The sequence below is a fragment of the Streptacidiphilus pinicola genome (genome assembly GCF_003258295.1).
GTDB lineage: Bacteria > Actinomycetota > Actinomycetes > Streptomycetales > Streptomycetaceae > Streptacidiphilus > Streptacidiphilus pinicola.
Map to the genome: position 1 here is coordinate 14,264 of NZ_QKYN01000038.1, position 25,187 is coordinate 39,450.

At 72.4% G+C, this 25,187-nt stretch carries 27 protein-coding genes; 14 read left to right on the plus strand and 13 right to left on the minus strand.

The window, feature by feature from the left end; all coding sequences use genetic code 11:
* Window positions 1–78: 78 nt before the first annotated feature.
* Together DN069_RS10395 and DN069_RS10400 are read right to left on the minus strand one after the other, a co-directional pair.
* A complete protein-coding gene (locus tag DN069_RS10395) occupies window positions 79–495 on the minus strand; it encodes a (2Fe-2S) ferredoxin domain-containing protein (RefSeq protein WP_111500612.1) in 417 nt (138 codons plus the stop codon).
* Window positions 492–2,504 (minus strand): heavy metal translocating P-type ATPase, encoded by a 2,013-nt coding sequence (locus DN069_RS10400; RefSeq protein ID WP_111500613.1) that lies wholly within the window; start codon window positions 2,502–2,504, stop codon window positions 492–494. The genes DN069_RS10395 and DN069_RS10400 overlap by 4 nt, the downstream gene beginning before the upstream one ends.
* Before the next feature lie 113 nt (window positions 2,505–2,617).
* Between DN069_RS10400 and DN069_RS10405 the strand changes: the two genes are divergently transcribed.
* Window positions 2,618–3,004 (plus strand): ArsR/SmtB family transcription factor, encoded by a 387-nt coding sequence (locus DN069_RS10405; RefSeq protein ID WP_111500614.1) that lies wholly within the window; start codon window positions 2,618–2,620, stop codon window positions 3,002–3,004.
* Window positions 3,005–3,039: 35 nt separating this feature from the next.
* Here DN069_RS10405 and DN069_RS42355 read toward each other — a convergent pair whose 3' ends face one another.
* The 5 genes from DN069_RS42355 to DN069_RS10425 form a co-directional block, all read right to left on the minus strand.
* Window positions 3,040–3,165 carry a hypothetical protein gene (locus DN069_RS42355; RefSeq protein WP_279387889.1) on the minus strand — a complete coding sequence of 42 codons (126 nt, stop codon included), beginning with the start codon at window positions 3,163–3,165 and terminating at the stop codon, window positions 3,040–3,042.
* A 106-nt stretch (window positions 3,166–3,271) separates the two neighbouring features.
* The gene (locus DN069_RS10410; protein ID WP_111500615.1) at window positions 3,272–3,820 is read right to left on the minus strand and encodes a COG4315 family predicted lipoprotein; all 549 of its coding nucleotides are present in this window, start codon (window positions 3,818–3,820) and stop codon (window positions 3,272–3,274) included.
* Between the two features lie 384 nt (window positions 3,821–4,204).
* Window positions 4,205–4,852 carry a hypothetical protein gene (locus DN069_RS10415; RefSeq protein ID WP_133259881.1) on the minus strand — a complete coding sequence of 216 codons (648 nt, stop codon included), beginning with the start codon at window positions 4,850–4,852 and terminating at the stop codon, window positions 4,205–4,207.
* 89 nt (window positions 4,853–4,941) lie between these two features.
* The gene (locus DN069_RS10420; RefSeq protein ID WP_111500617.1) at window positions 4,942–5,307 is read right to left on the minus strand and encodes a PRC-barrel domain containing protein; all 366 of its coding nucleotides are present in this window, start codon (window positions 5,305–5,307) and stop codon (window positions 4,942–4,944) included.
* A gap of 60 nt (window positions 5,308–5,367) precedes the next feature.
* On the minus strand, window positions 5,368–6,036 hold the full coding sequence (locus tag DN069_RS10425; RefSeq protein ID WP_111500618.1) for a TIGR03086 family metal-binding protein: 669 nt from the start codon (window positions 6,034–6,036) through the stop codon (window positions 5,368–5,370).
* A gap of 180 nt (window positions 6,037–6,216) precedes the next feature.
* Here DN069_RS10425 and DN069_RS10430 point away from each other — a divergent pair, with 180 nt between their 5' ends.
* The 4 genes from DN069_RS10430 to DN069_RS10445 all read left to right on the plus strand — a co-directional run bounded on the left by DN069_RS10430 (window position 6,217) and on the right by DN069_RS10445 (window position 9,841).
* Window positions 6,217–7,557 carry a radical SAM family protein gene (locus tag DN069_RS10430; RefSeq protein ID WP_243639076.1) on the plus strand — a complete coding sequence of 447 codons (1,341 nt, stop codon included), beginning with the start codon at window positions 6,217–6,219 and terminating at the stop codon, window positions 7,555–7,557.
* A complete protein-coding gene (locus DN069_RS10435; RefSeq protein ID WP_111500620.1) occupies window positions 7,554–8,570 on the plus strand; it encodes an aminotransferase class I/II-fold pyridoxal phosphate-dependent enzyme in 1,017 nt (338 codons plus the stop codon). The genes DN069_RS10430 and DN069_RS10435 overlap by 4 nt, the downstream gene beginning before the upstream one ends.
* Window positions 8,567–9,355, plus strand: a complete 789-nt coding sequence (locus DN069_RS10440) for a class I SAM-dependent methyltransferase (protein WP_111500621.1) — start codon at window positions 8,567–8,569, stop codon at window positions 9,353–9,355. Before DN069_RS10435 ends, DN069_RS10440 begins: the two co-directional genes overlap by 4 nt.
* 93 nt (window positions 9,356–9,448) lie before the next feature.
* Complete coding sequence (locus tag DN069_RS10445; RefSeq protein ID WP_165845463.1) at window positions 9,449–9,841, plus strand: TIR domain-containing protein; 393 nt, start codon at window positions 9,449–9,451, stop codon at window positions 9,839–9,841.
* On the opposite strand, the gene DN069_RS10450 is transcribed toward DN069_RS10445, so the two are convergent.
* A complete protein-coding gene (locus DN069_RS10450) occupies window positions 9,842–10,759 on the minus strand; it encodes a 5'-3' exonuclease (protein ID WP_111500670.1) in 918 nt (305 codons plus the stop codon).
* A 168-nt stretch (window positions 10,760–10,927) separates the two neighbouring features.
* Between DN069_RS10450 and DN069_RS10455 the strand changes: the two genes are divergently transcribed.
* Window positions 10,928–11,842, plus strand: a complete 915-nt coding sequence (locus tag DN069_RS10455; protein ID WP_111500622.1) for an oxidoreductase — start codon at window positions 10,928–10,930, stop codon at window positions 11,840–11,842.
* A 39-nt stretch (window positions 11,843–11,881) separates the two neighbouring features.
* Here DN069_RS10455 and DN069_RS10460 read toward each other — a convergent pair whose 3' ends face one another.
* From DN069_RS10460 to DN069_RS10470, 3 genes are all read right to left on the minus strand, one after another.
* Window positions 11,882–13,981, minus strand: a complete 2,100-nt coding sequence (locus tag DN069_RS10460; RefSeq protein ID WP_111500623.1) for a S9 family peptidase — start codon at window positions 13,979–13,981, stop codon at window positions 11,882–11,884.
* Between the two features lie 56 nt (window positions 13,982–14,037).
* Window positions 14,038–14,775, minus strand: a complete 738-nt coding sequence (locus tag DN069_RS10465; protein WP_111500624.1) for a gamma-glutamyl-gamma-aminobutyrate hydrolase family protein — start codon at window positions 14,773–14,775, stop codon at window positions 14,038–14,040.
* A gap of 64 nt (window positions 14,776–14,839) precedes the next feature.
* The gene (locus DN069_RS10470) at window positions 14,840–15,616 is read right to left on the minus strand and encodes a FadR/GntR family transcriptional regulator (RefSeq protein ID WP_111500625.1); all 777 of its coding nucleotides are present in this window, start codon (window positions 15,614–15,616) and stop codon (window positions 14,840–14,842) included.
* Window positions 15,617–15,698: 82 nt separating this feature from the next.
* Here DN069_RS10470 and DN069_RS10475 point away from each other — a divergent pair, with 82 nt between their 5' ends.
* The 6 genes from DN069_RS10475 (at window position 15,699) to DN069_RS10500 (ending at window position 21,735) form a co-directional block, all read left to right on the plus strand.
* Complete coding sequence (locus DN069_RS10475; RefSeq protein ID WP_111500626.1) at window positions 15,699–17,075, plus strand: glutamine synthetase family protein; 1,377 nt, start codon at window positions 15,699–15,701, stop codon at window positions 17,073–17,075.
* A gap of 8 nt (window positions 17,076–17,083) precedes the next feature.
* Window positions 17,084–18,454, plus strand: coding sequence for an aldehyde dehydrogenase family protein (locus DN069_RS10480; RefSeq protein ID WP_111500671.1), 1,371 nt, complete (start codon window positions 17,084–17,086; stop codon window positions 18,452–18,454).
* A 7-nt stretch (window positions 18,455–18,461) separates the two neighbouring features.
* Window positions 18,462–19,256, plus strand: coding sequence for a 3-oxoacyl-ACP reductase (locus DN069_RS10485; RefSeq protein WP_111500627.1), 795 nt, complete (start codon window positions 18,462–18,464; stop codon window positions 19,254–19,256).
* Window positions 19,257–19,384: 128 nt separating this feature from the next.
* Window positions 19,385–20,377: a DUF2510 domain-containing protein gene (locus tag DN069_RS10490; RefSeq protein WP_165845461.1), complete on the plus strand. Its 993-nt coding sequence runs from the start codon at window positions 19,385–19,387 to the stop codon at window positions 20,375–20,377.
* Between the two features lie 149 nt (window positions 20,378–20,526).
* Window positions 20,527–20,952 (plus strand): DUF7144 family membrane protein, encoded by a 426-nt coding sequence (locus tag DN069_RS10495; RefSeq protein WP_133259882.1) that lies wholly within the window; start codon window positions 20,527–20,529, stop codon window positions 20,950–20,952.
* Window positions 20,953–20,994: 42 nt separating this feature from the next.
* A complete protein-coding gene (locus DN069_RS10500; RefSeq protein WP_111500630.1) occupies window positions 20,995–21,735 on the plus strand; it encodes an SseB family protein in 741 nt (246 codons plus the stop codon).
* A gap of 13 nt (window positions 21,736–21,748) precedes the next feature.
* Here the strand turns inward: DN069_RS10500 and DN069_RS10505 are convergent, their stop codons facing one another.
* Window positions 21,749–22,639: an MBL fold metallo-hydrolase gene (locus DN069_RS10505; protein ID WP_111500631.1), complete on the minus strand. Its 891-nt coding sequence runs from the start codon at window positions 22,637–22,639 to the stop codon at window positions 21,749–21,751.
* A 113-nt stretch (window positions 22,640–22,752) separates the two neighbouring features.
* Between DN069_RS10505 and DN069_RS10510 the strand changes: the two genes are divergently transcribed.
* On the plus strand, window positions 22,753–23,637 hold the full coding sequence (locus DN069_RS10510; protein ID WP_111500632.1) for a LysR family transcriptional regulator: 885 nt from the start codon (window positions 22,753–22,755) through the stop codon (window positions 23,635–23,637).
* Here DN069_RS10510 and DN069_RS10515 read toward each other — a convergent pair.
* Window positions 23,634–23,996, minus strand: a complete 363-nt coding sequence (locus DN069_RS10515) for a DUF1844 domain-containing protein (RefSeq protein ID WP_111500633.1) — start codon at window positions 23,994–23,996, stop codon at window positions 23,634–23,636. The genes DN069_RS10510 and DN069_RS10515 overlap by 4 nt on opposite strands.
* Before the next feature lie 366 nt (window positions 23,997–24,362).
* Between DN069_RS10515 and infC the strand changes: the two genes are divergently transcribed.
* On the plus strand, window positions 24,363–25,178 hold the full coding sequence (infC, locus tag DN069_RS10520; RefSeq protein ID WP_111500634.1) for a translation initiation factor IF-3: 816 nt from the start codon (window positions 24,363–24,365) through the stop codon (window positions 25,176–25,178).
* Window positions 25,179–25,187 lie beyond the last annotated feature (9 nt).

Consider the following 25,187-nt stretch of genomic DNA (forward strand, 5'->3'; position numbering starts at 1 on the left):
CGGCCAGGCGGCGGAGCCGGCCGCCACCGGGTGTGCCTGCGGGAGTTGACGCCGTCCGCAGCTCCGGAGCCGCGCGGGTCAGTCCTCGACGGCCTGGCGGACGCGGCGGGAGGGCTGGAAGGCGTAGAGGTCGAGGATGTCGGGCGGGTCGGCCAGGCCCGGACCGCCGTTCCGGGCCCAGGTGGCGATGTCGGACGTGGCGTCCCGGTCGTTGACCAGGCCGAGCCAGACCGGGCGTCCGCCCGCACGGCGGCCGTCGGCGGAGGGCTGGACGACGATGACGTTGGCCTGCTCGCAGGCGTCCAGGCAGTCCACCACCCGGATGCTCGCGCTGTCCGCCAACGCGGCGCGAAGGTCCCGCAGTTGGGCGGCGTGGTCGAGGCGGGGGATCTTCGGGGTACCGCAGCAGCAGCCGCGGCAGACGGTCACCGTGGGGAGCGCCGCCCCCGTCCGGGCAGTGGGGGCGGCCTTGGTCGCGCGGGTGCGGCGGCTCACTGGGCGCCCGCCGTGCCCGCCGCCGTGTCCGCCCCCGCGTCGGCGCCGGCGCGGCGCCAGGCGGCGTCGCGCAGCAGGCGCAGGCCGTTGAGGCCGACGATGACGGTGGAGCCCTCGTGGCCCAACACGCCGAGCGGCAGCGGCAGATGGCCGACCAGGTCCCACACCACCAGGCCGGTGATGAACACCGAGGCGATGACCAGGTTCTGCACCACGAGCCTGCGGGCGCGGCGGGACAGGGCCACGACCGTCGGGACGGCGGCGAGTTCGTCGCGGACGACGACCGCGTCGGCGGTCTCCAGGGCGAGGTCGGAGCCCGCGCGGCCCATCGCGACGCCGGTGTGCGCGGCGGCCAGCGCGGGGGCGTCGTTGACGCCGTCGCCGACGACCAGCGTGCGGCGGCCCGCCTGCTCCTGCTCGGTCACGGCAGCGACCTTGTCCTGCGGCAGCAGCCCGGCGCGGACGTCGGTGATGCCGACCTCGGCCGCGAGGCGGGCGGCCGCGCGCGGGTTGTCGCCGGTGACCAGGATCGGGGTCTGCCCGGTCAGCGCGCCGAGGCGCGCCACCGTGGCGGCGGCGTCGACGCGCAGCCGGTCCGCGATGCCGAGCACGCCGACCGGAACGCCCGCGCGCCGGACCAGGACGGCGGTGCTGCCGTCGTCCTCCAGGGTCGCGGTCAGCTCACGCGCGTCCGCGGAGGCGGCGTCGGTCGCGCCGTCCAGCAGCCGGGCCGGCGCCCCGACCGCGACCACTGCGCCGTGGACCGTCGCGGTCACGCCGACGCCGGGCGCGGAGGTGAAGTCCTCCGCGACGGCGAGCCGCAGGCCGCGGGCGCGGGCGGCGTCGACGATCGCGCGGGCGAGCGGGTGCTCGCTGGGGTGCTCGGCGGCGGCGGCCAGCGCCAGCAGGGCGTCCTCGGTCAGGCCGGAGCCGGGCAGCGGGCGGGTTTCGGTGACGCGCGGGGTGCCCTCGGTGAGTGTGCCGGTCTTGTCCAGCGCGACCGCCTGGACCTGGCCCAACTGCTCCATCACGACGGCCGACTTCACGAGCACGCCGTGGCGTCCGGCGTTGGCGATCGCGGACAGCAGCGGCGGCATCGTCGCCAGCACCACCGCGCACGGCGAGGCGACGATCATGAACGTCATCGCACGCAGCAGCGAGCCGGACAGGGCCGCGCCGAAGGCGAGCGGGACCGCGAAGACCAGCAGCGTCGCGGTGACCATGCCGATCGAGTAGCGCTGCTCGACCTTCTCGATGAACAGCTGGGTCGGGGCCTTGGTCTCCGACGCCTCCTCGACCATGGCCACGATGCGGGCGATGACGGAGTCGGAGGCGTCCCGCTCGACCTTGACCCGCAGGGCGCCGGTGCCGTTCAGCGTGCCGGCGAACACCTCGTCGCCCGCCAGCTTGGCCACGGGCAGCGGCTCGCCGGTGATGGTGGCCTGGTCCACCTCGCTCGCCCCGTCGAGGACCCGGCCGTCGGCGCCGACCCGCTCGCCGGGGCGGACCAGCACGGTGTCGCCGACGGAGAGTGCCTCGGTGGCCACGGTCTCCTCGGTGCCGTCGTCGAGCAGCCGGGTCGCGGTCGCCGGGGCGAGGTCGAGCAGGCCGCGCACGGAGTCGGCGGTGCGGGCGGTGGCCAGCGCCTCCAGGGCGCCCGAGGTGGCGAAGATGACGATCAGCAGCGCGCCGTCCAGCACCTGCCCGATCGCGGCCGCGCCCAGCGCGGCGACGATCATCAGCAGGTCGACGTCGAGGGTCTTCTCCTTCAGCGCGGTCAGCCCGGCCCAGCCCGGCTCCCAGCCGCCGGCCGCGTAGCAGAACGCGTACAGGGGCCCCCAGACCCACGCCGTCACGCCCGCCAGCTGGAGCGGCAGGGCGATCGCGAAGAGCAGCAGGGCCGCCAGCGCCCAGCGCGCCTCGGCCAGCGCCAGCACACGCGTCCTGCGCCGCGGTGCGACGGTGGCCGCTGCGGGCGCGGCGGGGCGTTCGAGGAGGGTGGTCGACATGGGCGGCGGCACTTCCTGGGAGGGCGCGGTCAAGCGGAGGGACAGGCTTCGACTCCACCCACTATACGGGAACGCTTGAATGCCTCTTCACGCGTTCTCGGTATCATGGCCCCATGGGCCATGGGATGAACCGCAGCACGACCGCACGCGAACGCCTCGACGCCGTCGGCGCCGCCACCGTCGCCACCACGCTGCAGGCGCTCGCCACCCCGTCACGGCTGCTGATCCTGGCCCAGCTCCAGGAGGGCCCCCACGCCGCCACCGACCTCGCCGACGCCGTCGGCATGGAACGCTCCGCCTGCTCGCACCAGCTCCGGCTGCTGCGCAACCTCGGCCTGGTCAGCGCCGAGCGCCACGGCCGCTCGATCGTCTACTCGCTCTACGACGACCATGTCGCCGACCTGCTCGACCAGGCCGTCGGTCACGTCGAACACCTCCGCAGTCCGGCCGCCCGCACGGCCGACGCCCTGGAAGAGCCCGACCTGGACGCCGTCCACTGACGCCGCGCCCGGCGCGGATCCTCACCAGTGGATCCTCATGGGGTGCCGGGGCGGGGCCGCCACCTCCAGGCGAGCAGCAGCCCGGCCAGCGCCGTGACCGCGGCGACGCCCTCGGCGACGACCGAGGCCGTCTTCTCCGGGAACCAGAACGGCTCGTACATGTTCGGCAGTGGGCCACCCGCGGGGGAGTGCGTGTGCGGCGGTTCCAGCGCTCATCGCTCAGGCCTCTCTCTCCGTGTCCCCGGTGCCGGACCTCGGCGCGGGACGTCAGTAGCCGTAACCGCCGCCGCCCGAACCGGTGCCCGAGGGGCTCGGCGACGGCGCCGTGGCGGCGCTCGTGATCGCGTTGCCGTTGACGCCGACCACGTACCAGGTGCCGCCGAAGTTCGTGATGCCCTCCCCGTTCACGTCACCTGCCGCCGTGTCCTTGGTGAAGGTGTAGAGCGGGTGGCCGTTGTAGGTGACCTGCATGGTGTGGTCGGTCCGTGTCGTGGTGCCCACCATCGAGGCGGTGACGCCGCTGTTGCTCGGCATGCCGCTGGTGTGGTCCGGGGGCCAGAAGGACGCGCAGGTGCCGTAGCAGGTGGACTTCTGGCCGGCGTCCGCGGTGAGCAGGTACAGGGTGTGGCCGGAGCTGTCGACCAGGATCTGCCCGTACTTGGAGTTCGCGCTGTGCAGCGCCGCGGTGGACGCCGAGGCCGAGCCTCCGCCGGAGCTCGGCGGGGAGGAGACGGCGTTCTTGGTGCTGGAGCTGCAGCCGACGGCCACGGTCGCGACGGCCAGGGCAACGGCCGGGAGGGCGTACAGACGTTTCATGACGGCTTCTTCCGCTGGGACCACCGCGACGCCCGCTGCGAAGCGGTCGGTCCGCCCGGAGGCGGGGTCCTAGCAGGGATACGCAGGCCGGCGACGACGGGTTCACGCGGTTCCGTCGGATCGGTGTGTGCGGGCCACCCCCTCGATGGCCCGCACACATGGAAGTGCCCCGGCCGAGCACGACGGCCGGGGCAGATCCGCCGCCATGCTCCCGGAGACGGACGGTTGATCGGTACCGCTGATCGGCGGGGTCCGAGCCCCCCAGCCAGGGGAGCCGTCAGTGCCGACCCGGGACGACCAGGTGGGTCTCGTAGGCGACGATGACCAGCCATCCCGGTCCCGCCGCACGCGGTCCGGCAGCCGGAGGGCGGTTCGAAGGCCCCGTCAGATCTGGCTGACGGCCGGGGTCACGGTCTCGGGGACCATGGTGTTCCAGTCGGCGGGGGTCACGGTCTCCGGGACCATCGTGTTCCAGTCCGCCGGGCGGGCCTTGGCCGCCATGTCGGTGGTGCCGCTGCCCACCCGGAAGGGCTTCGGGTTCTTCACCGGCCGGGTGCCGACCACCGTCACCTGCGGGTTGCCGTAGGTGTCCGTGACGTGCACCCACTTGCCGTGCACGCGCTCCAGCAGCTCGACGCCGATGCCGTAGTAGCCGGTGCGGTTGAAGCCGATGCGGAGCTGGCCCTTGGTCTTGTAGACGTCGGGCTTGGTGCAGCCCAGGGTGTGCCAGACCGGCCCGTAGCTCTGCTGGTACTGGACGCAGGCCATGATCGGGGCCTTGTCCTGGCTGAAGCCGGTCACATCGAACGGCAGCGGGTGTCCCACCTGCAGGTAGCTGTAGAAGCCCCAGGAGAGACCGCCGGAGCGCGGCGGCGCGGGCTTGGCCGCGATCGTGACCTTGGCGACGCCCTGGGGCGTCGTCGGGTGCTGGGTCGCGCTCGCCGGGACGGCGACGAACAGGCCTGCGGCCGTCACGAGCGCGCAGGCGGCGGTGGCCAGGGCGGGCGCGGGCAGCGCGGAGCGGAGCCTCATCAGTTCCCCCATACGTGAGTTGGGCTCATTCAGCGCGGAGTGTATGCCGTCCGCCCGTTCGTGCACCATCCCCCGAGGAGGGGAGGGTGTCAGACCTTTCCGTCCGCGTAGAACTTGCTGTAGTAGCCGCCGAGTCGGTGCAGGTCACCGGTCTCGGGATGGCGGAGCAGCTGCCCCGGCTCGGGCGCGTCCTTGATCTCCTGGCGGGTGCGGTCGACGACGATCGTCCGGCGGGTCGCGTCGATGCGCGACACGGCCCGCGCGGGCAGGACGGCGTGCTTGCCGAAGATCCACGGCCCCGTGTCGACGACGAGGTAGCAGCCGGTCGACCCGCCGCTGCTGGCATGGATGACGTGGCCGATCCGGCCGTCGAGGGCTTCCACGTGGAAGCCGATCAGGTCGAGGTCGTCCGTGTAGCCGACCTCGTCGCGGTATCCCCAGAGTCTGGTGGTCATGGCGGGTGTCCTCGTTCGGAACGGCCCCTCCAAGCGGTTACCCGCCCTGGCCGGGCCCAATCACCGAGTTCGAGCGACTGAAGTCGCAGCGGCGGTGCCCGCTGTGCTCGGGTATCCGCCGGGTCTGAGCCCGGGCAGCGGCCCGGAGTGACGACCGGTCAGGGCGAGCAGCCGGGTCTGCGAGTCGGCTCCGTCCGGGACGGCCAGGGGCGGGTCGAAGAGGCCGGAGACGGCCAGCCGATCGGTGTAGGCGGAGAGTTCGCGGAGCGCGAAGGCGACCAGCGGGGTGGGCAGGCGCTCGTCCGCGCCGATGGCGTGCGCCAGATCCCAGGCGTGCACGACGAGGTCCATCACGAGCTGGCTGACCAGGTGCCGGGCGGGCGCGGGTCCGGTCCACAGCTCGACGGCGCCGGAGCAGGTGCCGGCCGCGGAGACCGCCTCCTCCGCCTCTGTCGCGGCCCGCTTGAACGCCAGCACCGGATCGTCCCCGAGCTGGTCCCCGTCGAGGCGGTCGCCGACGGCGGCGACGGAGACGCCCGACAGCAGCAGCGCCAGCCATCTCTGCTGGACCGTCACGTGGTTGACGAGGTCACGCACGCTCCAGCGCCGGCACGGCGTCGGCAGCCCCCACTGCTCCGGCTCGACGGCACGGACCAGTTGGGCGAACCGGTCCAGCGCCAGGCTGTGGACACGCGGCGGGGCACTGAAGGTCTGCCTCTGAGTGACCATGGTGCTACTCCTCGACACGAGCGCTCCCGGAAGAAAGCCCGGGTAGAGCGGATGCCCTTTTCGGCGCCCCTTGACACCCATGAGCGACGCGAGGTCTTTCGTGCGCGACCGGCGCTCCAGGCCGGCTCCACCTGCGCTCGACGACAGCGTCAGCGGTGTCGGTTCATGCATGATGACGGGATGAACCGAGGGGACCAGCGCTTCCATGTCATCGTGCTGTCGAATTTCGCGAAGGGCTTCGACAAGTACGCGTTCGACTACGGCAAGGCAGGGATCCCGGAGAGCACCTATCCCGACCGGTTCCATCTGCTCACCCGTGCGGAGCTGGGCATCGGTGTCGGCAAGGCACAGCGCCTTCTGGAGCGTCTGGCCATTCCGGGCGACCGGCTGCTGGTGCTGGAGACCACGGTGGACCCCGACACGCTGGTGCCCAACGCGAGGACCGGCCTCGGCATGGAACTGCACGAGCCTCGCATCCGGCTGTCGGCCGTCCACGAGCTGGAGCGAGCAGGAGCGGAGTTCGCGCTGCGCCCGACCACCGTCGAGGACGCGATGGCGGCCTCGCTGCACCTGCACGGATCCGCCCTGCGCGGCTACGCCGACATGCGGCCGCGCTCGGTCTCCCTGCTGCCGGTCGCCTCCGCCTGCCAGGCCAGGTGTTCGTTCTGCTTCTCCGCGGCTTCGATCTCCAGCGACCAGCCGCCGGCGCGGGTTCCGTGGGACGCGGTTGCCTCCTGGTTGGAGCGCGCCCGCGCGGCGGGTGCCGAGCGGGCGGTGATCACCGGCGGTGGGGAGCCCACACTCATACCCTTCGACCAGCAGCTGCGACTGGTGTCAGCCTGCTCGGCGGCCTTCCCGAAGGTCGTCCTGATCACCAACGGGCACACCCTGGCGAAGGGCGAGCACGCGGAGCGGGCCGGCCGACTGGCGGCCCTCAACGCCGCGGGCCTGAGTGTGCTGGCGGTCTCCCGGCACCATCAGGACGACGCCGTCAGCGAGCGGCTGATGATGCTGCGCACGCCGGTGAGCTCGGTGATCGACACCTGGCGCGCGGAACGTGACCGCTGGCCGGGGCTGCGGACGAGGTTGATCTGCGTGCTCCAGCACGGCGGCGTGGCCGACGCGGCCGGGGTCGCCGACTACCTCTCGTGGGCTGCGGCACTCGGCGTCGAGGAGGTCTGCTTCAAGGAGCTCTACGTCTCGACCAGCACCGAGTCGCTCTACTTCGACCGCACCGCGAACCTCTGGAGCCGGGAGCACCAGGTCTCGTTGTCCGTCGTGACCCGGTTCGCCGAGCAACACGGCTTCGAACCGGCGAGCCGCCTGCCCTGGGGCGCGCCGGTCTACGAGGGCAGCTGGGACGGTCGTCCGATGCGGATCGCCGCCTACACCGAGCCCAGCCTGCTCTGGGAACGCACCCACGGGATCGCCCGCAGCTGGAACGTGCTGGCCGACGGACGCTGCTACGCCTCCCTGGAGGACCGGGCCAGCGAGATCGTGCCGGAAGGAGCCATGGCATGAGGTTCGACGAGTTCCAGGAATTCCGGCAGCGGCAGCTCAGTGCTTCCTCCGCACTGCTGGACGCCGCCGAGACCAATGTGTACCGGGCGCTTGCTCCGCTGCGACCGGAGTCGCCGGCCGACACGACAACGATGCACCGGTGCGATCTCGCCCGTGCCTGGCTGCGGCGCTTCGAGCTGCCGGAGGAGTGGTCCCGCCGCGCCATGGTCTCCCGAGGCGTCCGTCACGGGCTCGGTGTGGTCTTCCACTGGCTGCGCGCCGTGCAGGCGCGCCTGTGGCTGCCCAGCGACGTGTACCCGGTCTACTTCGAGCTGGCACGCGCGGCGGGGCTGGAGCCCGCGTCCTACCCGACGCTGCCGGCGCCGATCCTGCCGAGCTCGCCGGCGGCCGGCGGGCCCGAGTACCTGCTGCTCGCCAACCCCTGCAAGCCGCTCGGCCGGTACCTGACCGATGCCGAGTGCGACCTGGTCGTCTCGTGGTTGCGGGAGTCACCGCACCGCCGCCTGCTGATCGACAGCGTCTACGACCTGGGCGCTCCCTTCGCCGCCGGTACCCGGCGGCTGGTGGACACCGGCCGTGCGGTCCTGCTGCATTCGGTCACCAAGGGCTGGCTGTGGCCACGCTCCTTCGGCGTGGTCCTGCTGGATCCGGCCCAGACCGAGCTGGCCGAGGCGTTCCGGGCGGATCCGCCGACGCAGGACCAACTGAGGCTCGCCGACCGCCTGCTGGCCGGGCACAGGGACGTGCCACGGCAGGTCGGTGACGAACTGGCCGCACGGGCTGAGCGGTTGTTCGACAGACTGCCGGACGAGGTGGTCGGGGCGATTCCCCCGGCGAGCCGGATCTGTTTCGGGAACTACTTCTTCCCGGTGGACATCCCGGCGGAGACGCTCCGGCGCGAGCACGGCGTGCTCGCCATGCCGGCCGAGGTGTTCGGGCAGAGCGACTGGTCCGGCTCCGTCCTCACCAGCCTGGCCGACTCCTTCGCCCCGGCCTCGGCGGTGGCGCGATGAAACCGCTGCAGGACCTGGCCGTGTACGACGACGCGGACTTCTACGACCAGGAGTTCGCCGCGCGCACCCACGACATCCCGTTCTTCCTCGGACAGGCCGTCCACGCAGGCGGTCCGGTCCTGGAGGTGGCCTGCGGAACCGGGCGCATCACCCTGCCGATCGCCCGGGCGGGCGTCGACGTCACCGGGCTCGACGTCATGCCCTCCATGCTCGCGCGCGCCCGCCGGCGGGCCGAGGACGAGCAACTGCCGGTCGAGTGGCTGGAACAGGACTGCCGGGACATCCGCACCGACCGGCGTTTCGCCCTGGTGTTCTCCGCCACCAACGCGATGCAGCACCTGCACGACATGGATTCCGTCGTCGCCTTCCTCACTTCGGCGCGCAACGCGCTGCGACCGGGCGGAACCCTGGTCCTGGACGTGTTCAACCCCGACCCGGCCAAGCTCTCCCGTCTCCCCGACGCGCCCTACCACCACAAGTCGGTCGCGGACCGGGACGGGGTGAAGCTCGACGTCCGAGCGACGACGAGCTACGACGCCGCCACCCAGGTGCTGCGCTTCACGCTCGACTACCTGCGCGACGGCGCGTCCGTCCGCACCAAGAAGGTCAGCATGCGCTGCTACTTTCCGGAGGAACTCCTGGCGCTCTGCCGACTGGCCGGCCTCGACGTCGCGCAACGCTACGGGGACTACGACCACTCGCCGTTCACGAGCGGCTCGCCCAAGCAGATCCTGTTCTGCCACGCCGGCGCCCGGACTCACCCTGAGGTGAACCAGGACGGCTGACGGACGCTCATGCTCCGCGCGACGGCGGTCAGCGCGGCCGCGCTCACCGGCGGCGGGGTGGCCTGCCGTTCCCGTCATCACCAGGAGGAACCCGTGTCATACCCGCAACCGCTCAGCCCCGAGGAGAAGCTCGCCGAGGCGAAGAAGCTGTTGAGCCTCCCGCGTATCGTCGTGATCTGCGGCTCCACGCGCTTCATGGCCGAGATGGCCGAGGCCGATCTGCGGGAGACCAGAGCCGGAAGGATTGTCGTCAAACCCGGCTTCGACATGAAGTCGCCGCACGAACTCTGGTCCGATCCTGCCGGGGCCGAGGCGCTGAAGGCTCGACTCGACGATCTGCACCGGGCGAAGATCCGGCTCGCTGATGAGGTGCTCGTGGTCGGCGACTACATCGGGGACAGCACCCGAGCCGAAATCGCCTACGCCCGGTCGCTCGGCAAGCCCGTGCGTTTCACACACCCCGAAGTCGACATCCCTTCGAAGTGATCAGGTCCCTGCCGGGGTGAGGGCGTCGAGGACACGTTGGAGGGAGGAGCCGAGGCCCCAGCGGGCGGCGAGTTCCTCCAGGGCCATGGGGTCGAGGGGTTCGGTGGGGAGGGTGGGGTCGACGTCGGGGAGGGCGATGTCGGTGGCCACGCGGACGACCTTGGGGGCGACGGCGAGGTAGGGGCCGGCGTCGATGATGCGCTTGCGCTGGGTCGGGGTGAGCTTGGCGGTCGGGTCGACCGCGGCGGCCTGGATGCCGGGGAGGTCGCCGAACTGGGCGATGAGCTTGGCGGCGGTCTTCTCGCCGACACCGGGCACGCCCGGCAGGCCGTCGCTCGGGTCGCCGCGCAGCGCCGCCATGTCTGCGTACTGGGCGCCGGTGACCGCGTACTTCTCCACCAGCAGGGCGTCGTCGGTGAGTTGGAGGGTGCCCACGCCCTTGATCGGGTAGAGGACGCGCACCCTGCGGGCGTCGTCGACCAGTTGGAACAAATCCCGGTCGCCGGTGACGACGTCGACGGGGCCGGTGGCGCGGGCGGTGAAGGAGCCGATGACGTCGTCCGCCTCGTAGCCCGGGACGCCGACGCGGGCGATGCCGAGGGCGTCCAGGACGGCGGTGATGACGGGGATCTGCGGGGAGAGGGTGTCCGGTGTCTCCTCCTCGCCCGCCTCGGCCGCGGCCGGGTCCTCGGCGACGCGGTGGGTCTTGTAGCTGGGGATGAGGTCGACCCGCCACTGGGGACGCCAGTCGGCGTCCATGCAGGCCACGAGCTGGTCCGGCGCGTGGTCGGCGACCAGGCGGGCGATGAAGTCGAGCAGCCCGCGCACCGCGTTGACCGGCTCGCCCTGGGGCGAGCGGATCGAATCCGGCACGCCGAAGTACGCGCGGTAGTAGAGGCTCGCGGAGTCCAGCAGCATCAGCGTGGGGGCACCGGTGGCGCCGGAGGCGGTTCGGCTCATGGGCTCATCTTGCCGCACGGCACCGACAGCGCGGACGCTTGACACCGCGCGGGAGCGGGAGCAGGATCGGGCGCAGCACAGTGTGAACACTGTTTACTTTCGAGCCTCGAATCCGGAGGGCCCGCGATGGCCTGGAGTGCAGCCGACGTCCCCGACCAGACCGGGCGGGTGGCCGTCGTCACCGGCGCCAACAGCGGCCTCGGCCTGGAGACGGCCAAGGTCCTGGCCGCGCGCGGCGCGACGGTCGTGCTCGCCTGCCGGGACCCGAAGCGTGCCGCGGACGCGGCCGAGGTGGTCGGGCGACAGGGCGGCGGCAAGGCGGAACTGCTCGCGCTCGACCTGGCCTCGCTCGCGTCCGTCCGCGACGCGGCCGCCGAGCTGCGGGAGCGCTTCGACCGGATCGACCTGCTGGTCGACAACGCCGGGGTGATGTTCCCGCGCTACGGCAAGACCGCCGACGGCTTCGAGCTCCAGCTCGGCACCAACCACCTCGGCCACTTCGCCTTCACCGGCCTGGTGCTGGACCGGCTGCTGCCGGTGCCCGGCTCGCGCGTCGTGGTGGTGGCCAGCCTGGCCCACCAGTTCGCGCGCGGCGGGGTGAACTTCGATGACCTGCAGTCCGAGCGGCGCTACAGCCGGATCGGCGCCTACGGTCAGTCGAAGCTGTCCAACCTGCTCTTCGCCTACGAGCTGCAGCGCCGTCTCGAGGCTGCACAGAGCGAGACGATCGCCGTGGCGGCGCACCCCGGCTACTCCAGCACCGAGCTGACGCGGCATCTGCCCGCGTGGATGCAGCCGGCCAACCGGGCGCTGGTCGAGCCGTTCTTCGCCCAGCCGGCCGAGCAGGGCGCCCTGCCGAGCCTGCGTGCGGCGACCGACCCCGAGGTGCGGGGCGGGCAGTACTACGGCCCGGACGGCTTCCAGCAGATGCGCGGTGCGCCGAAGCTGGTCCGCTCCACCCCGGCCTCCTACGACACCGCCGCACAGCAGCGGCTGTGGACGGTGTCGCAGGAGCTCACCGGCGTCGCGTACCCGGTCTGATACCCGGTCTGATACCGCGCCTGATCAGGGCAGTCCGGGTCAGAGCAGTTCGGGGCGCTGCCACTCCTCGCCCAGCACGTGGTGGGCGAGGAAGGCCAGCACCGTGCCGTACCAGATCTTGGCGTTGTTGGGCGCCAGCACCCAGTGGCCCTCGTCCGGGTAGTAGAGGAACTTGGCCGGCACCTCGAAGCGGTTCAGGTCGGTCCACAGGGCCAGGGCCTCGCCGATCGGGACCCGGTAGTCCTTGTCGCCGTGCACGACCAGCATCGGGGTGCGGATCTTGGCGACCTGCAGGTGCGGCGAGGACGACTGGTAGCGCTCGCGCCGGGTCAGCGGGTCGCCGAAGTGGCGTCGCCAGTAGAACGGCGCGTCGGTGGTGCCGCTGAAGGAGTCCAGGTTCCACAGGCTCGCGTGGGTGACGATGGCCTTGAAGCGGTCCGTCTGCGTGGCGATCCAGTTGGCCATGTAGCCGCCGAAGGAGCCGCCCATCATCGCCGTCCTGGTCGCGTCCACGTCCGCGCGCGTGAGCGCGGCGTCGGTGAGCGCGATGACGTCGCGGTACGGCGCGCCGCCCCAGTCGCCCCAGCCGCGGGCGTGCATGTGCTGGCCGTAGCCGCTGGACAGGGCCGGGTCCGGCAGCAGCACCGCGTAGCCGGCCGCGGCGGCGACCCACGGGTTCCAGCGCCAGGTCCAGGCGTTCCAGCTCATCTGCGGGCCGCCGTGGACCCAGAGCAGGAACGGCGCCGGCTCCTCGGCCGTGGCTCCCTCGGGCAGCACCAGCCAGGCACGCAGCGGCTGTCCGTCCTCGGCCGTGGTCTCCACCTCGACCACGCGGCCCGGCAGCGCGTCGACCCCGCCGGGTGCGGGCAGCGGCGTCGGGGTCTGGTCCGCCGTCACCGCGTCCAGGCGGACCGGCGTCGGCGGGGAGTCCACCGCGCTGCGCAGCGCGTAGAGCGTCGAGCCGTCGGGGGAGACCTGGACGTTCGTGTAGGCGCCCGCGGCGGTCAGCCGGGTGAGGGCGCCGTCGGTGGTGTCGAGCCGGAAGACCGGCGCGTGACCGAGCTCGTCGGCGACGAAGAAGACGACGCCGTCGCCCGCGACCGGTGAGGCGGCGATGGTGTTCGGCCAGTTGTCGAAGCCGGGAGTGGCCTCGCGGCCGCGATCCTGCGGGTCGGTGACGTCTTCGACCAGCCAGAGCGTGGTGTCGCCGCTGTTGTCCCAGTCGCCCAGGCCGGAGCGCAGGCAGAACAAGGAGCGGGAGTCGGCGGAGAAGACCGGGTGGCTGAACTCCCCCTCCTCGTCCGCGATCCGGCGCAGCTCCTCGCCGGTCACGGCGTCGGCGACCACGATGACGTCGCCGCTCTCACCGCCCTTGCCGGGCGTGAGCAGGGTGAAGGCGATCAGGCGTCCGTCGGGGGAGAGGACCACGGACGCGTCGAGGGCGCTGATCGCGCCGCAGTCGACGACCGGCACGGGGGCGTCGTCGGTGCCGAGGACGCGGTCGAGGTCGGCGGCGGCGAGGGCGAAGGCGTGCGGGGTGTCCGGGCCGAGGTCGTGGTCCCAGTAGCGCACCAGCGAGCTCTCGTGCAGGACCGCCGAGACCTTCGCCTCCTTGCGGGCCTTGCGCAGCTTCGCGTCGTCCTCGGCGTGGCTCGCGCCGGGCAACAGGCCGGAGGTGACGGCGAGTCGGTCGCCCGCGCGCGCGGCGGTGAAGGCGCCGATGCCGCCGGGGCGGGCCAGCAGCCGGCGGGCCTCACCGCCGTCCGTGGGGAGCGTCCACAGCGCCGTCTCCTCCTCCTTGTCGTCCTTGCCCGGGTCGGCGACCGGCCGGGCGGAGAGGAAGAGCAGCGTCCCGTCGGCCCCGAAACGCGGCGCCGACTCGCCCTTCGTCGAGCGGGTCAGCCGCCGCGCGGGCCGCTCGCCCTGCGGGTCGAGCTCCCAGAGCGCGGAGATGTAGCGGGTCCGGTCGGCGGAGAGCTCGGCGACGGCGGTGACGAGGCGACTGCCGTCGGGCGACAGGGCGAGTCCGCTGACCCGGGGGACGGCGAGGAACGCGTCGAGCGAGTGGAACGGGGTCTGCGGCTCGGGGCGTCCGTCGGGACGCTCGTCAGGACGGGGGGAGCTGTTGGTCGTCGACATGCCGCCAGTCTGGTCCGCCCGCCACGACGCGCCAGCGGTTTTCCCGCCTTTCGTGATCAGTTCTCGCGGTCGGCGGCGGAAACGGCGGCGACCAACGCCCGGGTCAGGCGCGGGTCGTCCCCCTGTTCCGGGTGCCACTGCACGCCGAGGACGAAGCGGGTGTCGTCGGTCGTCTCGACGGCCTCGACCGTGCCGTCGAGGGCGTGGGCCGAGACGCGCAGCCCCTCGCCGACGCGGTTGAGGCTCTGGTGGTGGTAGGTCGGCACGTCGAGCTTCTCGATGCCGAGGATCTCCGCCGTGCGGGTGCCCGGGACGGCGGTCACGACGTGCCGGCCGTAGACGCCGGGCACGGGCGAATGCTCCTTGCTGCCGCCCAGCAGGTCCGGCAGATGCTGCGTCAGCGTGCCGCCGAGGGCGACGTTGAGCAGTTGCATGCCGCGACAGATGCCGAGCAGCGGGACTCGCTGCGCGAGGGCGGCGTGGATCAGCGCCAGCTCCCAGGCGTCCCGGGCCAGCGAGTCCGCGTCGGGCGTCTGCGTGTGCGGACCCCCGACCGCGTGGTAGCGCGCGGGCGCGACGTCCGGTCCGCCGGCGACGACGAGGCCGTCCAGCCGCGCGACGACCTCGTCGGCGGCGTTCACCCGCTCGTCCGGCGGCAGCAGTGCGGCGAGCCCGCCGCCGGCCCTCACGAGCTCGGAGTACTGCCGCGGCAGCAGTTCTGCCGGCGCGTCATGCCAGACACTCCACGTCGCGGGGGCGACGTAGGTGGAGACACCGATCAGGGGGCGTGGCACGGGAGACCTCCAGGAAAAGGTGCGGGAGAAGGGGGAGTTGCCCTCCCACAGCGGAGACGCGCCGTCATGAGAGGAACCCTCGGAGAAGCGCGGCCGTGCCCGCGAGGTGTTCGTGCATGGCGGCGCGGGCGCGGGCGGAGTCGCCGGAGAGGATCGCGGTGACGAGCTCCTCGTGCTGGTGCTGCGAGTGCTGCAGGTTGGGCGGGAGCAGGGGTATGCAGTCCAGCAGTTCGTTGACGGTCGCGCGCACCGCCGCATACTGCGCTGCGACCGACGCGCTGCCGCTGAGCTCGGCGATGGCGAGGTGGAGGCGGGTGTCGAGGCGGCGGTACTCCTCCAGGGAGGCCGCGCCCGTCTCCGCGAGCAGCGCGCGCAGGCGCTCCGCCTCCGCGCCCCGGGGCCGGCGCTCCGCACACAGCTCGGCCGCGCCCAGTTCCAGGACCTGACGGAAGAGCAGGGTGTCCTCGAGGCGGTCGCCCAGCTCCTCGGCGCGGCGGCGCAGCTCCGCGCCGCCGCTCGCCGCGGCGGGGGCCGGCGCGGGGGCGAGAACGAAGGCGCCGCCGTAGCGGCCGCGGCGGACCTCCAGGACGCCCGCGTCCTGCAGCACCTTGAGGGCCTCACGGAGCGTCACGCGACTGATCTGGAGCCGGTCGGCGAGCTCGCGTTCGGGCGGCAGCCGGTCGCCGACCGGCACCAGGCCGAGGCGGATCAGCTGGAGCACCTTCTCGACGGTCTCCTCGAAGGTGTTGCCGGACCGCACGGGACGCAGCACGGCGGCGTACGGATCGGCCGTGTCGCCCGGGTCGCCGGTGGCTCCGCTCGACGCGCCATTTTCGATCATGGCACCCCCTTCCCTTCCAATGGTACAAGGCCATACCTTTAAAGCGCCCGACCTGGTCCAGATGCACCCGGAGGCACTACCCATGACTTCTCAAGCGCCGCCCGCCCGCCGGGGGCTGCTGAGCCTCGACGCGCTGCGCGACCTGGTCGCGTCAGGAGAGATCCACACCGTAGCCGTGGCCTTCACCGACATGCAGGGCAGGCTGCAGGGCAAGCGGTTCGCCGCCGGTCACTTCCTCGACGAGGTCGTCGCCCACGGCACCGAGGGCTGCGCCTATCTGCTCGCCGTCGACGTCGAGCTGAACACCGTCGAGGGCTACGCGATGGCCTCCTGGGAGAGCGGCTACGGCGACTTCGTCCTCCAGCCCGACTTCCGCACGTTGCGCCTCACCCCCTGGCAGCCCGGCACCGCGCTGGTCACCGCCGATCTGGCCTGGGAGGACGGCACGCCCGTCGCCGCCTCGCCGCGCCAGATCCTGCGGCAGCAGCTGGACCGGCTCGCCGAGCTCGGGCTGACCGCCTGGGCCGGGACGGAGCTCGAGTTCATCGTCTTCCGCGACACCTACGAGCAGGCCTGGGAGCGCGGCTACCGCGGGCTGACACCGGCCAACCAGTACAACGCCGACTACTCCCTCCTCGCCACCGCCCGGATCGAGCCGCTGCTGGCACGGATCCGCAACGAGATGGGCCGCGCCGGGATGGTCGTCGAGTCGGCGAAGGGGGAGTGCAACCTCGGCCAGCACGAGATCGCCTTCCGCTACGACGACGCGCTCACCACCTGCGACCAGCACAGCGTCTACAAGACGGGCGCGAAGGAGATCGCCTCCCAGGAGGGGATGGCGCTCACCTTCATGGCCAAGTACAACGAGCGCGAGGGCAACAGCTGCCACGTCCACCTCTCGCTCCGCGACGCCGAGGGCAAGCCGGCCTTCGCCGACGAGCACGGCCATATGTCGCAGACCATGCGTCACTTCCTCGCCGGCCAGCTCGCGGCCATGCGCGAGCTGACGCTCCTCTACGCGCCCAACATCAACTCCTACAAGCGCTACCGCCCCGGCTCCTTCGCCCCCACCGCTGTGGCCTGGGGCAAGGACAACCGCACCTGTTCGCTCCGCGTCGTCGGTCACGGGCCCTCGCTGCGCTTCGAGAACCGCGCGCCGGGCGGCGACGTCAACCCCTACCTTGCCGTGGCCGCCATGATCGCCGCCGGGCTGCACGGGGTCGAGCAGCGCCTCGAACTGCCCGAGCCCTGCGCCGGCAACGCCTACGAGGCCGACTACGCCCACCTGCCGACCACGCTGCGCGAGGCGGCCGAGCTGTGGACCGCGAGCGAGCTGGCCAAGGCCGCGTTCGGTCCCGAGGTCGTCGCCCACTACGCCACCATGGCGCAGGTCGAGCAGGACGCCTACGACACCGCCGTCACCGACTGGGAGCGCTACCGCTCCTTCGAGCGCATGTGAGCCCCGAGATGAATGAAGATGTTCTGCGGGTATTGAATCCCGCCACCGAGGACCTTGTCGCGGAAATCCCCACCACGTCACCCGAACAGGTGGACGCAGCCGTCGAACGCGCCGTGAAGGCGCAGGAGAGCTGGGTCTCCTTCGCGCCCGGTGACCGCGCCCGTCTGCTGCGGCGCTTCGCCGACGGCGTCGACGCGGCCGTCGAGGAGCTCGCCGAGCTGGAGGTCACCGAGGCCGGGCACACCCTCGGCAACGCCCGCTGGGAGGCCGGCAACGCCCGTGACCTGCTCGAGTACGCGGCCGGCGGGATCGAGCGGCTGATGGGCCGCCAGATTCCGGTGGCGGGCGGCCTCGACGTCACCTTCCACGAGCCGATCGGCGTCGTCGGCGTCATCGCGCCGTGGAACTTCCCGATGCCGATCGCCGCCTGGGGCGTCGCCCCGGCGCTCGCGGCCGGCAACGCCGTGCTGCTCAAGCCCGCCGAGACCACTCCGCTCACCGCGCTGAAACTGGAGCGGATCGCGCTGGACGCGGGGCTGCCCGAGGGCCTGTTCCAGGTGCTGCCCGGCCACGGCCGGACCACCGGGCAGGCCATCGTGGACCACCCCGGCGTGCGCAAGATCGTCTTCACCGGATCGACCGCCGTCGGCAAGCAGATCATGGCCCGCTGCTCCGCGAACCTGAAGCGGGTCACCCTCGAACTCGGCGGCAAGAGCCCCAACATCGTCTTCGCCGACGCCGACCTGGCCCGCGCCGCCGCCTCCGCGCCCATGGCGTTCCTGGACAACAGCGGCCAGGACTGCTGCGCCCGCACCCGGATCCTGGTCCAACGCGAGGTCTACGACGACTTCCTGGCCCTGGTCGCGCCCGCGATCGAGGCGGTCCGCGTCGGCGACCCGCGCGACGCCGCCACCGAGATGGGCCCCCTCATCTCGGCCGTCCAGCGCGAGCGCGTCCGTTCCTACCTGACCGAGGACGTGCCCGTCCTCGCCCAGGGCGAGGCACCCGAGGGTCCCGGCTTCTGGCAGGCGCCGACGCTGCTCGCGCCGACGAACCCGGGCAGCCGCGCCGCCACCGAGGAGATCTTCGGCCCGGTCGCCGTCGTGCTGCCCTTCACCGACGAGGCCGACGCGCTGCGCCTGGCCAACGCCACCCGCTACGGCCTCTCCGGATCCCTCTGGACCCGCGACATCGGCCGCGCGCTGCGGATGGCGCGGGGCGTCAACGCGGGCAACCTGTCCGTCAACTCGCACAGCTCCGTGCGCTACTGGACGCCCTTCGGCGGCTTCGGCGAGTCGGGGCTCGGCCGCGAGCTGGGCCCGGACGCGCTCGCGCACTTCACCGAGACCAAGAACGTCTTCATCAGCACCGAGGAGTAGGAGAGCAGTGACCACGCACACCACCGAAGAGGCCGTCTGTCGCCGGCTGGTCGGCCGCACCGCCGTCGTGACCGGCGCCGGTTCCGGCATCGGCCTGGCCACCGCCCGCCGACTGGCGTCCGAGGGCGCCAACGTCGTCTGCGCCGACGTCGACGAGACGGCCGGGAAGGCCGCGGCCGACGAGGTCGGCGGGCTCTTCGTCAAGGTCGACGTCACCGACGCCGAGCAGGTCGAGGCGCTGTTCAAGGCGGCCTTCGACACCTACGGCAGCGTCGACATCGCGTTCAACAACGCCGGTATCTCCCCGCCCGACGACGACTCCATCCTCACCACCGGCCTGGATGCCTGGCGCCGGGTCCAGGAGGTCAACCTGACCTCGGTGTACCTGTGCTGCAAGGCCGCGCTGCCGTACATGCAGCGGCAGGGCAAGGGCTCGATCATCAACACCGCGAGCTTCGTGGCGAAGATGGGCGCGGCCACCTCGCAGATCTCCTACACCGCCTCCAAGGGCGGCGTGCTGGCCATGTCCCGCGAGCTCGGCGTGCAGTTCGCCCGTGAGGGCATCCGCGTCAACGCGCTCTGCCCGGGGCCGGTCAACACCCCCCTGCTGCAGGAGCTGTTCGCCAAGGACCCGGAGCGCGCCGCGCGCCGCCTGGTGCACATCCCCGTCGGGCGCTTCGCCCACGCCGAGGAGATCGCGGCCGCGGTCGCCTTCCTCGCCAGCGACGACTCCGCCTTCATCACCGCGGCCGAGTTCCTCGTCGACGGCGGCATCTCCGGCGCGTACGTGACGCCGCTGTAGGCCCGGGCCGGGTCCACTCGGTCCCCGGGACGGCGGGCGGCATCGCCGCCGTCCCGGGGACGCACCGTTCACGGGCCGACAGCGCAGGCTGATCGGATGCTTATCGCTTTCCGGGTACGGTGCCGGATGTGAGTGAGACTGCGCCCCCGCCTGCGGGCTGGTACCCGGACCCCAAGCCCGCGAACTCGGACAATCCGGGCGAACGCTGGTGGAACGGATCCGAGTGGACCGTGAGCACCCGTGCCGAAGACACCCCGGTGTTCATCTCCGGCGAGCCCCCGGCCGCCGCCCGTGGCGCGCGCCGCCCCGGCCCGCTGCTGGTGGGCGCGGTCGCGGCGGTCGTCGGCCTCGGCGTCGGGTCGCTGGTCACCTACTTCGCCATGGACGGCAACAGCCAGAGCACCTCGGCGGCGAGCAGCAGCCCGTTCGCGGGCGGCGGTCAGAACGGCGGCGGTCAGAACGGCGGCGAGGGTCTGAACCCCTTCGGCGGCAACGGCGGTCAGAGCGGCGGTAGCAACGGCGGCAGCAACGGCGGCCAGAGTGGCGGCGGCAACGGCGGCTCGGGCTCCAACCTCGCGGTGGACGTCGTCGACGGCGTCAGCGTCCCGCTGCCCAGCGGCTGGACCGGCGGCACCACGACCGACGGCCACGCCTCCGGCTCCTTCGGCAGCTACAAGTGCGCGGGCAGCGGTGGCAGTTCCTCCAACACCTGCTCCTACGCCGGGGCCGACACGTCCACCCTGAAGACCCCCGTCAGCACCGGCGTCCAGGCGGCCGCGGAGCAGGACATCGCCGCGGCGGTCAAGGAGTCCTACGGCGACGTGACGGGCCACCAGGTCCTGCAGGAGAAGGCCGTCACCGTCGCGGGCCGCTCCGGCTACCTGGTGCGCTGGCAGGTGGACGCCAAGGTCGGCAACAACGGCACGGTCGAGACGGTCGTCTTCCCGAACAAGGCCGGCGACAAGCTGGTCGCCCTCCACCTCGGCTTCGACGTCACCGGCAAGGCGCCGAGCGTCTCGGTGATGGACCAGATCGTCTCCGGCGTCACCGACTTCTCCGGCGGCTCGCTGAGTGGCGGCAGCAGCGGCGGCAGCGGCGGTCAGGCCCCGGGCACGAGCTGACGCTGCGGCCCCGGGCCAGGATGCGCCCGTCCCAACGGTGCTTCGGGTCGTCGTGACGGTCGCCCCGCGGAACGGACGACGCCGGTGGTCACCACCCGGACAGCCCCGGCGGACTGGCAGACCACCAGGGGCGGCCGGAAGCTGACGTCATGGCAACGACATCGAGCAACGAGGGGTCCGCTCCGTCGCGTCGAGGAGGCGGTTGGGCCGCCGGCGCCGCGGTCTTCGCGGGGGTGCTGCTGTTGATCAACGGCACCCTGGGCATCCTGCAGGGCGCGAGTGCCGTGTCGAAGGACAAGATCTACATCGCCACCGCCCGCTATGTGTACCAGTTCGATCTGACGGGCTGGGGATGGGTTCAGATCGCTCTCGGCGCCGTCGCCATCGTGGTCGGCGTGGGTCTGCTGGCCGATCAGACGTGGGCCCGCTGGGCCGGCATCGTCGTCGCCGCCCTGAGTCTCGTCGGGCAGTTCCTGTGGCTTCCCTACTACCCGTTCTGGGCCATCGTCGTGATGGCGATCGACCTCTTCGTCATCTGGGGCCTGACCCGGCCCAGCATGGTGCGGGACCACTGACGCGGCGCCCCGTGGTCAGGGCACGTCGCGTAGGCTCGCGGGGTGGAGCGGAAGAACATCCCTGACCCGGGGTTCGCGGGTGACGACGGTTCGGCGGACCCTCAGTTGGCGGCGGCGCTCGCCGCGTACGCGGCGGAGCCCGTGCCGGAGAACGAGGAGCGGGTGCTCGCGCTGCTCGCCACCGCGCGGCTGATGGTCCCGATCGTCGCGGTCCTCGGCGAGGTCGAGACGGACGCGCACGGCCTGCGGCACGAGAAGACCAGCGACATGGCCGTCCCGACCATCCAGGCTCCCGACGGCCGCAAGGGGCTACCCGCCTTCACCTCGCTGGCGTCCCTCGCGGCGTGGCGGGCCGATGCCCGCCCCGCCCCCGTGCCCGCGTCCCAGGCCGTCCAGGCGGCCTGGTCCGAGCACGCGGACGCGCTCCTGATCGACCTGGCTGGTCCGGTCTTCTACGAGCTCAGCGGCGCGGCGCTGCGCGCGGTCGCCGAGTCGCGGGCCCACGTCGGCGCGCTGCGCGACCCGGGGGTCGCGGACGAGCTCCGCGCCGTCCTGGGCAAACACGAGGTCGTGCTCCGGGCGCACCTGCTCGCCAGCGAGCAGGCCGACGCCCAGCTGGTCCTCATCGTCGCGCCCGACACGGCGCCGGAGTCCCTCCGGGCTGTGGCGGCCTCCCTCAGCGAGAGTGAACTGCTGCGCATCCGCCTGGACCGCGGCCTCGACCTCGCCGTGGTCACCCCCGGCGGAAACGAGCCGGCGGACCCCTTCTACGCACGCGCCTAGGGCCGGACAGGCCCTAGGGCTGCTCGCCGCACAGGCAGGCGACGCCGGTGTCGATCCACTCCCGGCCGGTCCAGGTCGGATGCCGTTCGACCAGGACCGCCCGCACCTCCTCGACGAGCGTCTCGCGGCTGCTCGCCGAGTCGCGGCGGGCCCAGGTCTCGTCGCGCAGTTCGCGCAGGTAGGCGAGGACGTCGGTGAGCACCTGCGTCCCGCCGGTGTCGCCGTGGCCCGGGACGACCGTCGCCGGCCCGGAAGCGACGAGGCGCTCCATCACCTCGATCCAGCGGAGGCCGCTCACGTCGGTGTCGTGCGGCGGGAACCAGGGGAAGATCGCGAACTGCCCGGTCTCGGCCAGATCCCCGGTGAACAGCACGTCGTCGTCGGGCACGGTGACCACCTGGTCGCCCTTGCTGTGCGCGCGGCCGACGGCCTGCAGCCGCACCACGCGGCCGCCGAGGTCGAGTGTGTGGGACTGCTCGTAGACGACGTCCGGCGTGGGGACCCGCGCGCCCTCCAGGCGGCGGGCGACGTTCTCGCCGAGGCCCCGGAACATGGCGAGGTAGCCGTCGCCCTTGGCGGCCAGATCCTCCGCCTGCGCCCGGTTGACCAGGTACGTCGCCTCGCCGGCGAAGACGTGGGTGCCCAGGGCGTGCTCGGGGTGGAAGTGCGTGGTGGTGACGTACAGCCGCCTGCCGCGCGCGTGGTCGCGGGCGGCAGCCAGCACGTTCTCCGCGTTCTCCGGGCCCAGGCCGGTGTCGACGACCAGCACCGCCTGCGTGCCGCCGATGATCCCGATGTTCGGGACCAGTGGGGTGTTCCGATTGGGCACGACCAGCAGGTCGCGGGCGAGCTCCTGGGCGCCGTCGGTCCGGACGGCGGGGTCGGGCAGCTGAAGGTCGGTCATGGCGCGGGCTCCAGGGTTGGTGCGTGTCTGCCTCTCCACTGCACCGCCGCGCCGAGCCGGGCGTCCAATACCTCTTGAACGGGCCTGATACCGATCGGGTATCGTCACAGGCGATGGAGCTTCGCCTGCTGCGCTATTTCGTGGCCGTCGCCGAGGAGCGGCACTTCGGCCGGGCCGCGGCGCGGCTGCACATGACCCAGCCGCCGCTGACCAGGGCCGTCCAGCGGCTCGAGGCGGAGCTCGGCGTCACCCTGCTGGAGCGGTCCGCCGCCGGCGTCACGCCGACCGCGGCCGGAGCCGCCCTCCACGAGGAGGCGCGTGCCCTGCTGGCGCAGGCCGACCGGGCTCGTGCCCGGGTCGTCGCGGCGGCCGGCGCCGGGAGCCTCACCGTCGGCACCCTGGGCGACAGCGTGGAACGCGCCGGTGCGGGCGTCTCGCTGGCGGCCGCCTTCCGCCGGCACCACCCCGAGGTCGACGTCCGGGTGGTCGAGGCCGACCTCGCCGACCCCACCGCCGGCCTGGGCACCGGCCTGGTGGACGTGGCGGTGACCCGGGCGCCCTTCGACGAGACCGGGATCAGCACCCGGGTGATCCGCTCCGAGCCGGTCGGTGTGGTGCTGCGCGCCGACGATCCGCTGGCCGGGCGCGCGTCGCTCTCCCTGTCCGACCTCGACGACCGCACCTGGTTCCGCTTCCCGGAGGGCACCGACCCGCTCTGGCGCGCCTACTGGAACGGCAGGAATCCCGGGGAGCCGCTGCGGGAGGGGCCGGTGGTCCGCACCGTCCACGAGTGCGTCCGGGAAGTGCTGTGGAACGGGACCGTGGGTCTGGCCCCGATCGCTCACCCGCCCGGGTCGCCGGGCCAGGACCTCCCCGAGGGCGTCACCGTCGTCCCGCTGGCCGACATGGCGCCGAGCCGTCTGGTGGTCGCGTGGCGCACCGGTGAGGCGAACCCCCTGATCCGCTCCTTCGTCGGGCTGGCCGGCCGTGCTCGCTAGCCGTAGACGGGGCCGGTGAACTTCTCGCCCGGGCCGGTGCCCGGGGCGTCCGGGACGAGGGACGCCTCGCGGAAGGCCAGCTGGAGGGACTTGAGGCCGTCCCGCAGCGGCGCCGCGTGGAAGTTGCTGATCTCCGGGGCACCCGCCGTCACCAGGCCCGCCAGGGCCGTGATCAGCTTGCGGGCCTCGTCGAGATCCTTGTGCTGCTCCCCGCCCTCCGCGAGACCGAGGTTCACCGCGGCGGCGCTCATCAGGTGCACGGCCACGGTGGTGATGACCTCCACCGCCGGCACGTCGGCGATGTCGCGGGTGAAATCGTCGAAGTCGGGGGACTCGGAGGAGGGGGTCGCGTCGCTCATGGGTCTCATTCCAGAAGAACTGATGTCTCCCCGCAGTCTGCCGGAACCACCCCCGCGAGCGGGAATTCTGCGGTATCGCCGGACGCTGCTATGCTTGCAGACTGAGACCGGCCAGGTACCGCTCTGCCGTCATGGCTGACGCAGTCCCGGCCCGCAAGTGGAGGCTCCGACTTCCCACCCGCAGCGACCTCACGGTCGTCGGGTCAAATGGTCCAGACGAGGCGCTCCCGCCTGTAACTGTCCGAGGACAGGGTACGGAGGGACGTGTCGTCGGTTGTGCCATGGAGCTCCGCCTGCGCGTCATGCGGGGCTTTTTTCGTGCCCGCGGTGCACTCTCACCAGGTACCGCGGCACGAATGAAGCTCTGTGTGGCGGTACCCAGCCAGCGAACGCGGCTGCCGCCCGGCGGCCGCGGGGTGCAACCGAGGAGGATCCATCAGCACCGAGCCCCGCATCAACGACCGGATTCGCGTCCCCGAGGTGCGACTCGTCGGTCCTAGCGGCGAGCAGGTCGGCATCGTGCCGCTTGCCAAGGCGCTTGAGCTCGCGCAGGAGTACGACCTCGACCTGGTCGAGGTCGCCGCCACGGCACGCCCGCCGGTGTGCAAGCTCATGGACTACGGCAAGTTCAAGTACGAGTCGGCCATGAAGGCCCGTGAGGCGCGCAAGAACCAGGCGCACACGGTGATCAAGGAGATGAAGCTCCGGCCGAAGATCGACCCGCACGACTACGAGACCAAGAAGGGTCACGTCGTTCGGTTCCTCAAGCAGGGCGACAAGGTCAAGATCACGATCATGTTCCGTGGCCGTGAGCAGTCCCGCCCCGAGCTGGGCTTCCGGCTGCTGCAGCGCCTCGCGGAGGACGTGCAGGACCTCGGCTTCGTCGAGTCCTCGCCGAAGCAGGACGGCCGCAACATGATCATGGTCCTCGGGCCCCACAAGAAGAAGACCGAGGCCATGGCCGAGGCCCGCGAGGCCCAGGCCGCGCGCAAGGCCGCCGCCCAGGCCGGTGTCACCCCGCGTCGTCAGGGTGGCGCGGACGACGTGGACGAGGTCGACGAGATCGACGCCGTCGAGGAGACCACGGAGGCCGTCGAGGCCGCCGAGCAGCAGCCCGAGGCTGTTGCCGAGGTCGAGGTCGAGGCGCCGGTCGAGGCCGGCACGGAGGCCGCGGCCGGCTGATCGCCGGAC

Bases quoted from the DNA above. Each gene is read 5' to 3' on its own strand.
- DN069_RS10400 (WP_111500613.1), bottom strand. From the start codon at position 2,504: ATGTCGACCACCCTCCTCGAACGCCCCGCCGCGCCCGCAGCGGCCACC.
- DN069_RS10405 (WP_111500614.1), top strand. From the start codon at position 2,618: ATGGGCCATGGGATGAACCGCAGCACGACCGCACGCGAACGCCTCGAC.
- DN069_RS42355 (WP_279387889.1), bottom strand. From the start codon at position 3,165: ATGTACGAGCCGTTCTGGTTCCCGGAGAAGACGGCCTCGGTCGTCGCC.
- DN069_RS10410 (WP_111500615.1), bottom strand. From the start codon at position 3,820: ATGAAACGTCTGTACGCCCTCCCGGCCGTTGCCCTGGCCGTCGCGACC.
- DN069_RS10415 (WP_133259881.1), bottom strand. From the start codon at position 4,852: ATGAGGCTCCGCTCCGCGCTGCCCGCGCCCGCCCTGGCCACCGCCGCC.
- DN069_RS10420 (WP_111500617.1), bottom strand. From the start codon at position 5,307: ATGACCACCAGACTCTGGGGATACCGCGACGAGGTCGGCTACACGGAC.
- DN069_RS10425 (WP_111500618.1), bottom strand. From the start codon at position 6,036: ATGGTCACTCAGAGGCAGACCTTCAGTGCCCCGCCGCGTGTCCACAGC.
- DN069_RS10430 (WP_243639076.1), top strand. From the start codon at position 6,217: ATGAACCGAGGGGACCAGCGCTTCCATGTCATCGTGCTGTCGAATTTC.
- DN069_RS10435 (WP_111500620.1), top strand. From the start codon at position 7,554: ATGAGGTTCGACGAGTTCCAGGAATTCCGGCAGCGGCAGCTCAGTGCT.
- DN069_RS10440 (WP_111500621.1), top strand. From the start codon at position 8,567: ATGAAACCGCTGCAGGACCTGGCCGTGTACGACGACGCGGACTTCTAC.
- DN069_RS10450 (WP_111500670.1), bottom strand. From the start codon at position 10,759: ATGCTGCTGGACTCCGCGAGCCTCTACTACCGCGCGTACTTCGGCGTG.
- DN069_RS10455 (WP_111500622.1), top strand. From the start codon at position 10,928: ATGGCCTGGAGTGCAGCCGACGTCCCCGACCAGACCGGGCGGGTGGCC.
- DN069_RS10460 (WP_111500623.1), bottom strand. From the start codon at position 13,981: ATGTCGACGACCAACAGCTCCCCCCGTCCTGACGAGCGTCCCGACGGA.
- DN069_RS10470 (WP_111500625.1), bottom strand. From the start codon at position 15,616: ATGATCGAAAATGGCGCGTCGAGCGGAGCCACCGGCGACCCGGGCGAC.
- DN069_RS10475 (WP_111500626.1), top strand. From the start codon at position 15,699: ATGACTTCTCAAGCGCCGCCCGCCCGCCGGGGGCTGCTGAGCCTCGAC.
- DN069_RS10480 (WP_111500671.1), top strand. From the start codon at position 17,084: ATGAATGAAGATGTTCTGCGGGTATTGAATCCCGCCACCGAGGACCTT.
- DN069_RS10495 (WP_133259882.1), top strand. From the start codon at position 20,527: ATGGCAACGACATCGAGCAACGAGGGGTCCGCTCCGTCGCGTCGAGGA.
- DN069_RS10505 (WP_111500631.1), bottom strand. From the start codon at position 22,639: ATGACCGACCTTCAGCTGCCCGACCCCGCCGTCCGGACCGACGGCGCC.
- DN069_RS10510 (WP_111500632.1), top strand. From the start codon at position 22,753: ATGGAGCTTCGCCTGCTGCGCTATTTCGTGGCCGTCGCCGAGGAGCGG.
- DN069_RS10515 (WP_111500633.1), bottom strand. From the start codon at position 23,996: ATGAGCGACGCGACCCCCTCCTCCGAGTCCCCCGACTTCGACGATTTC.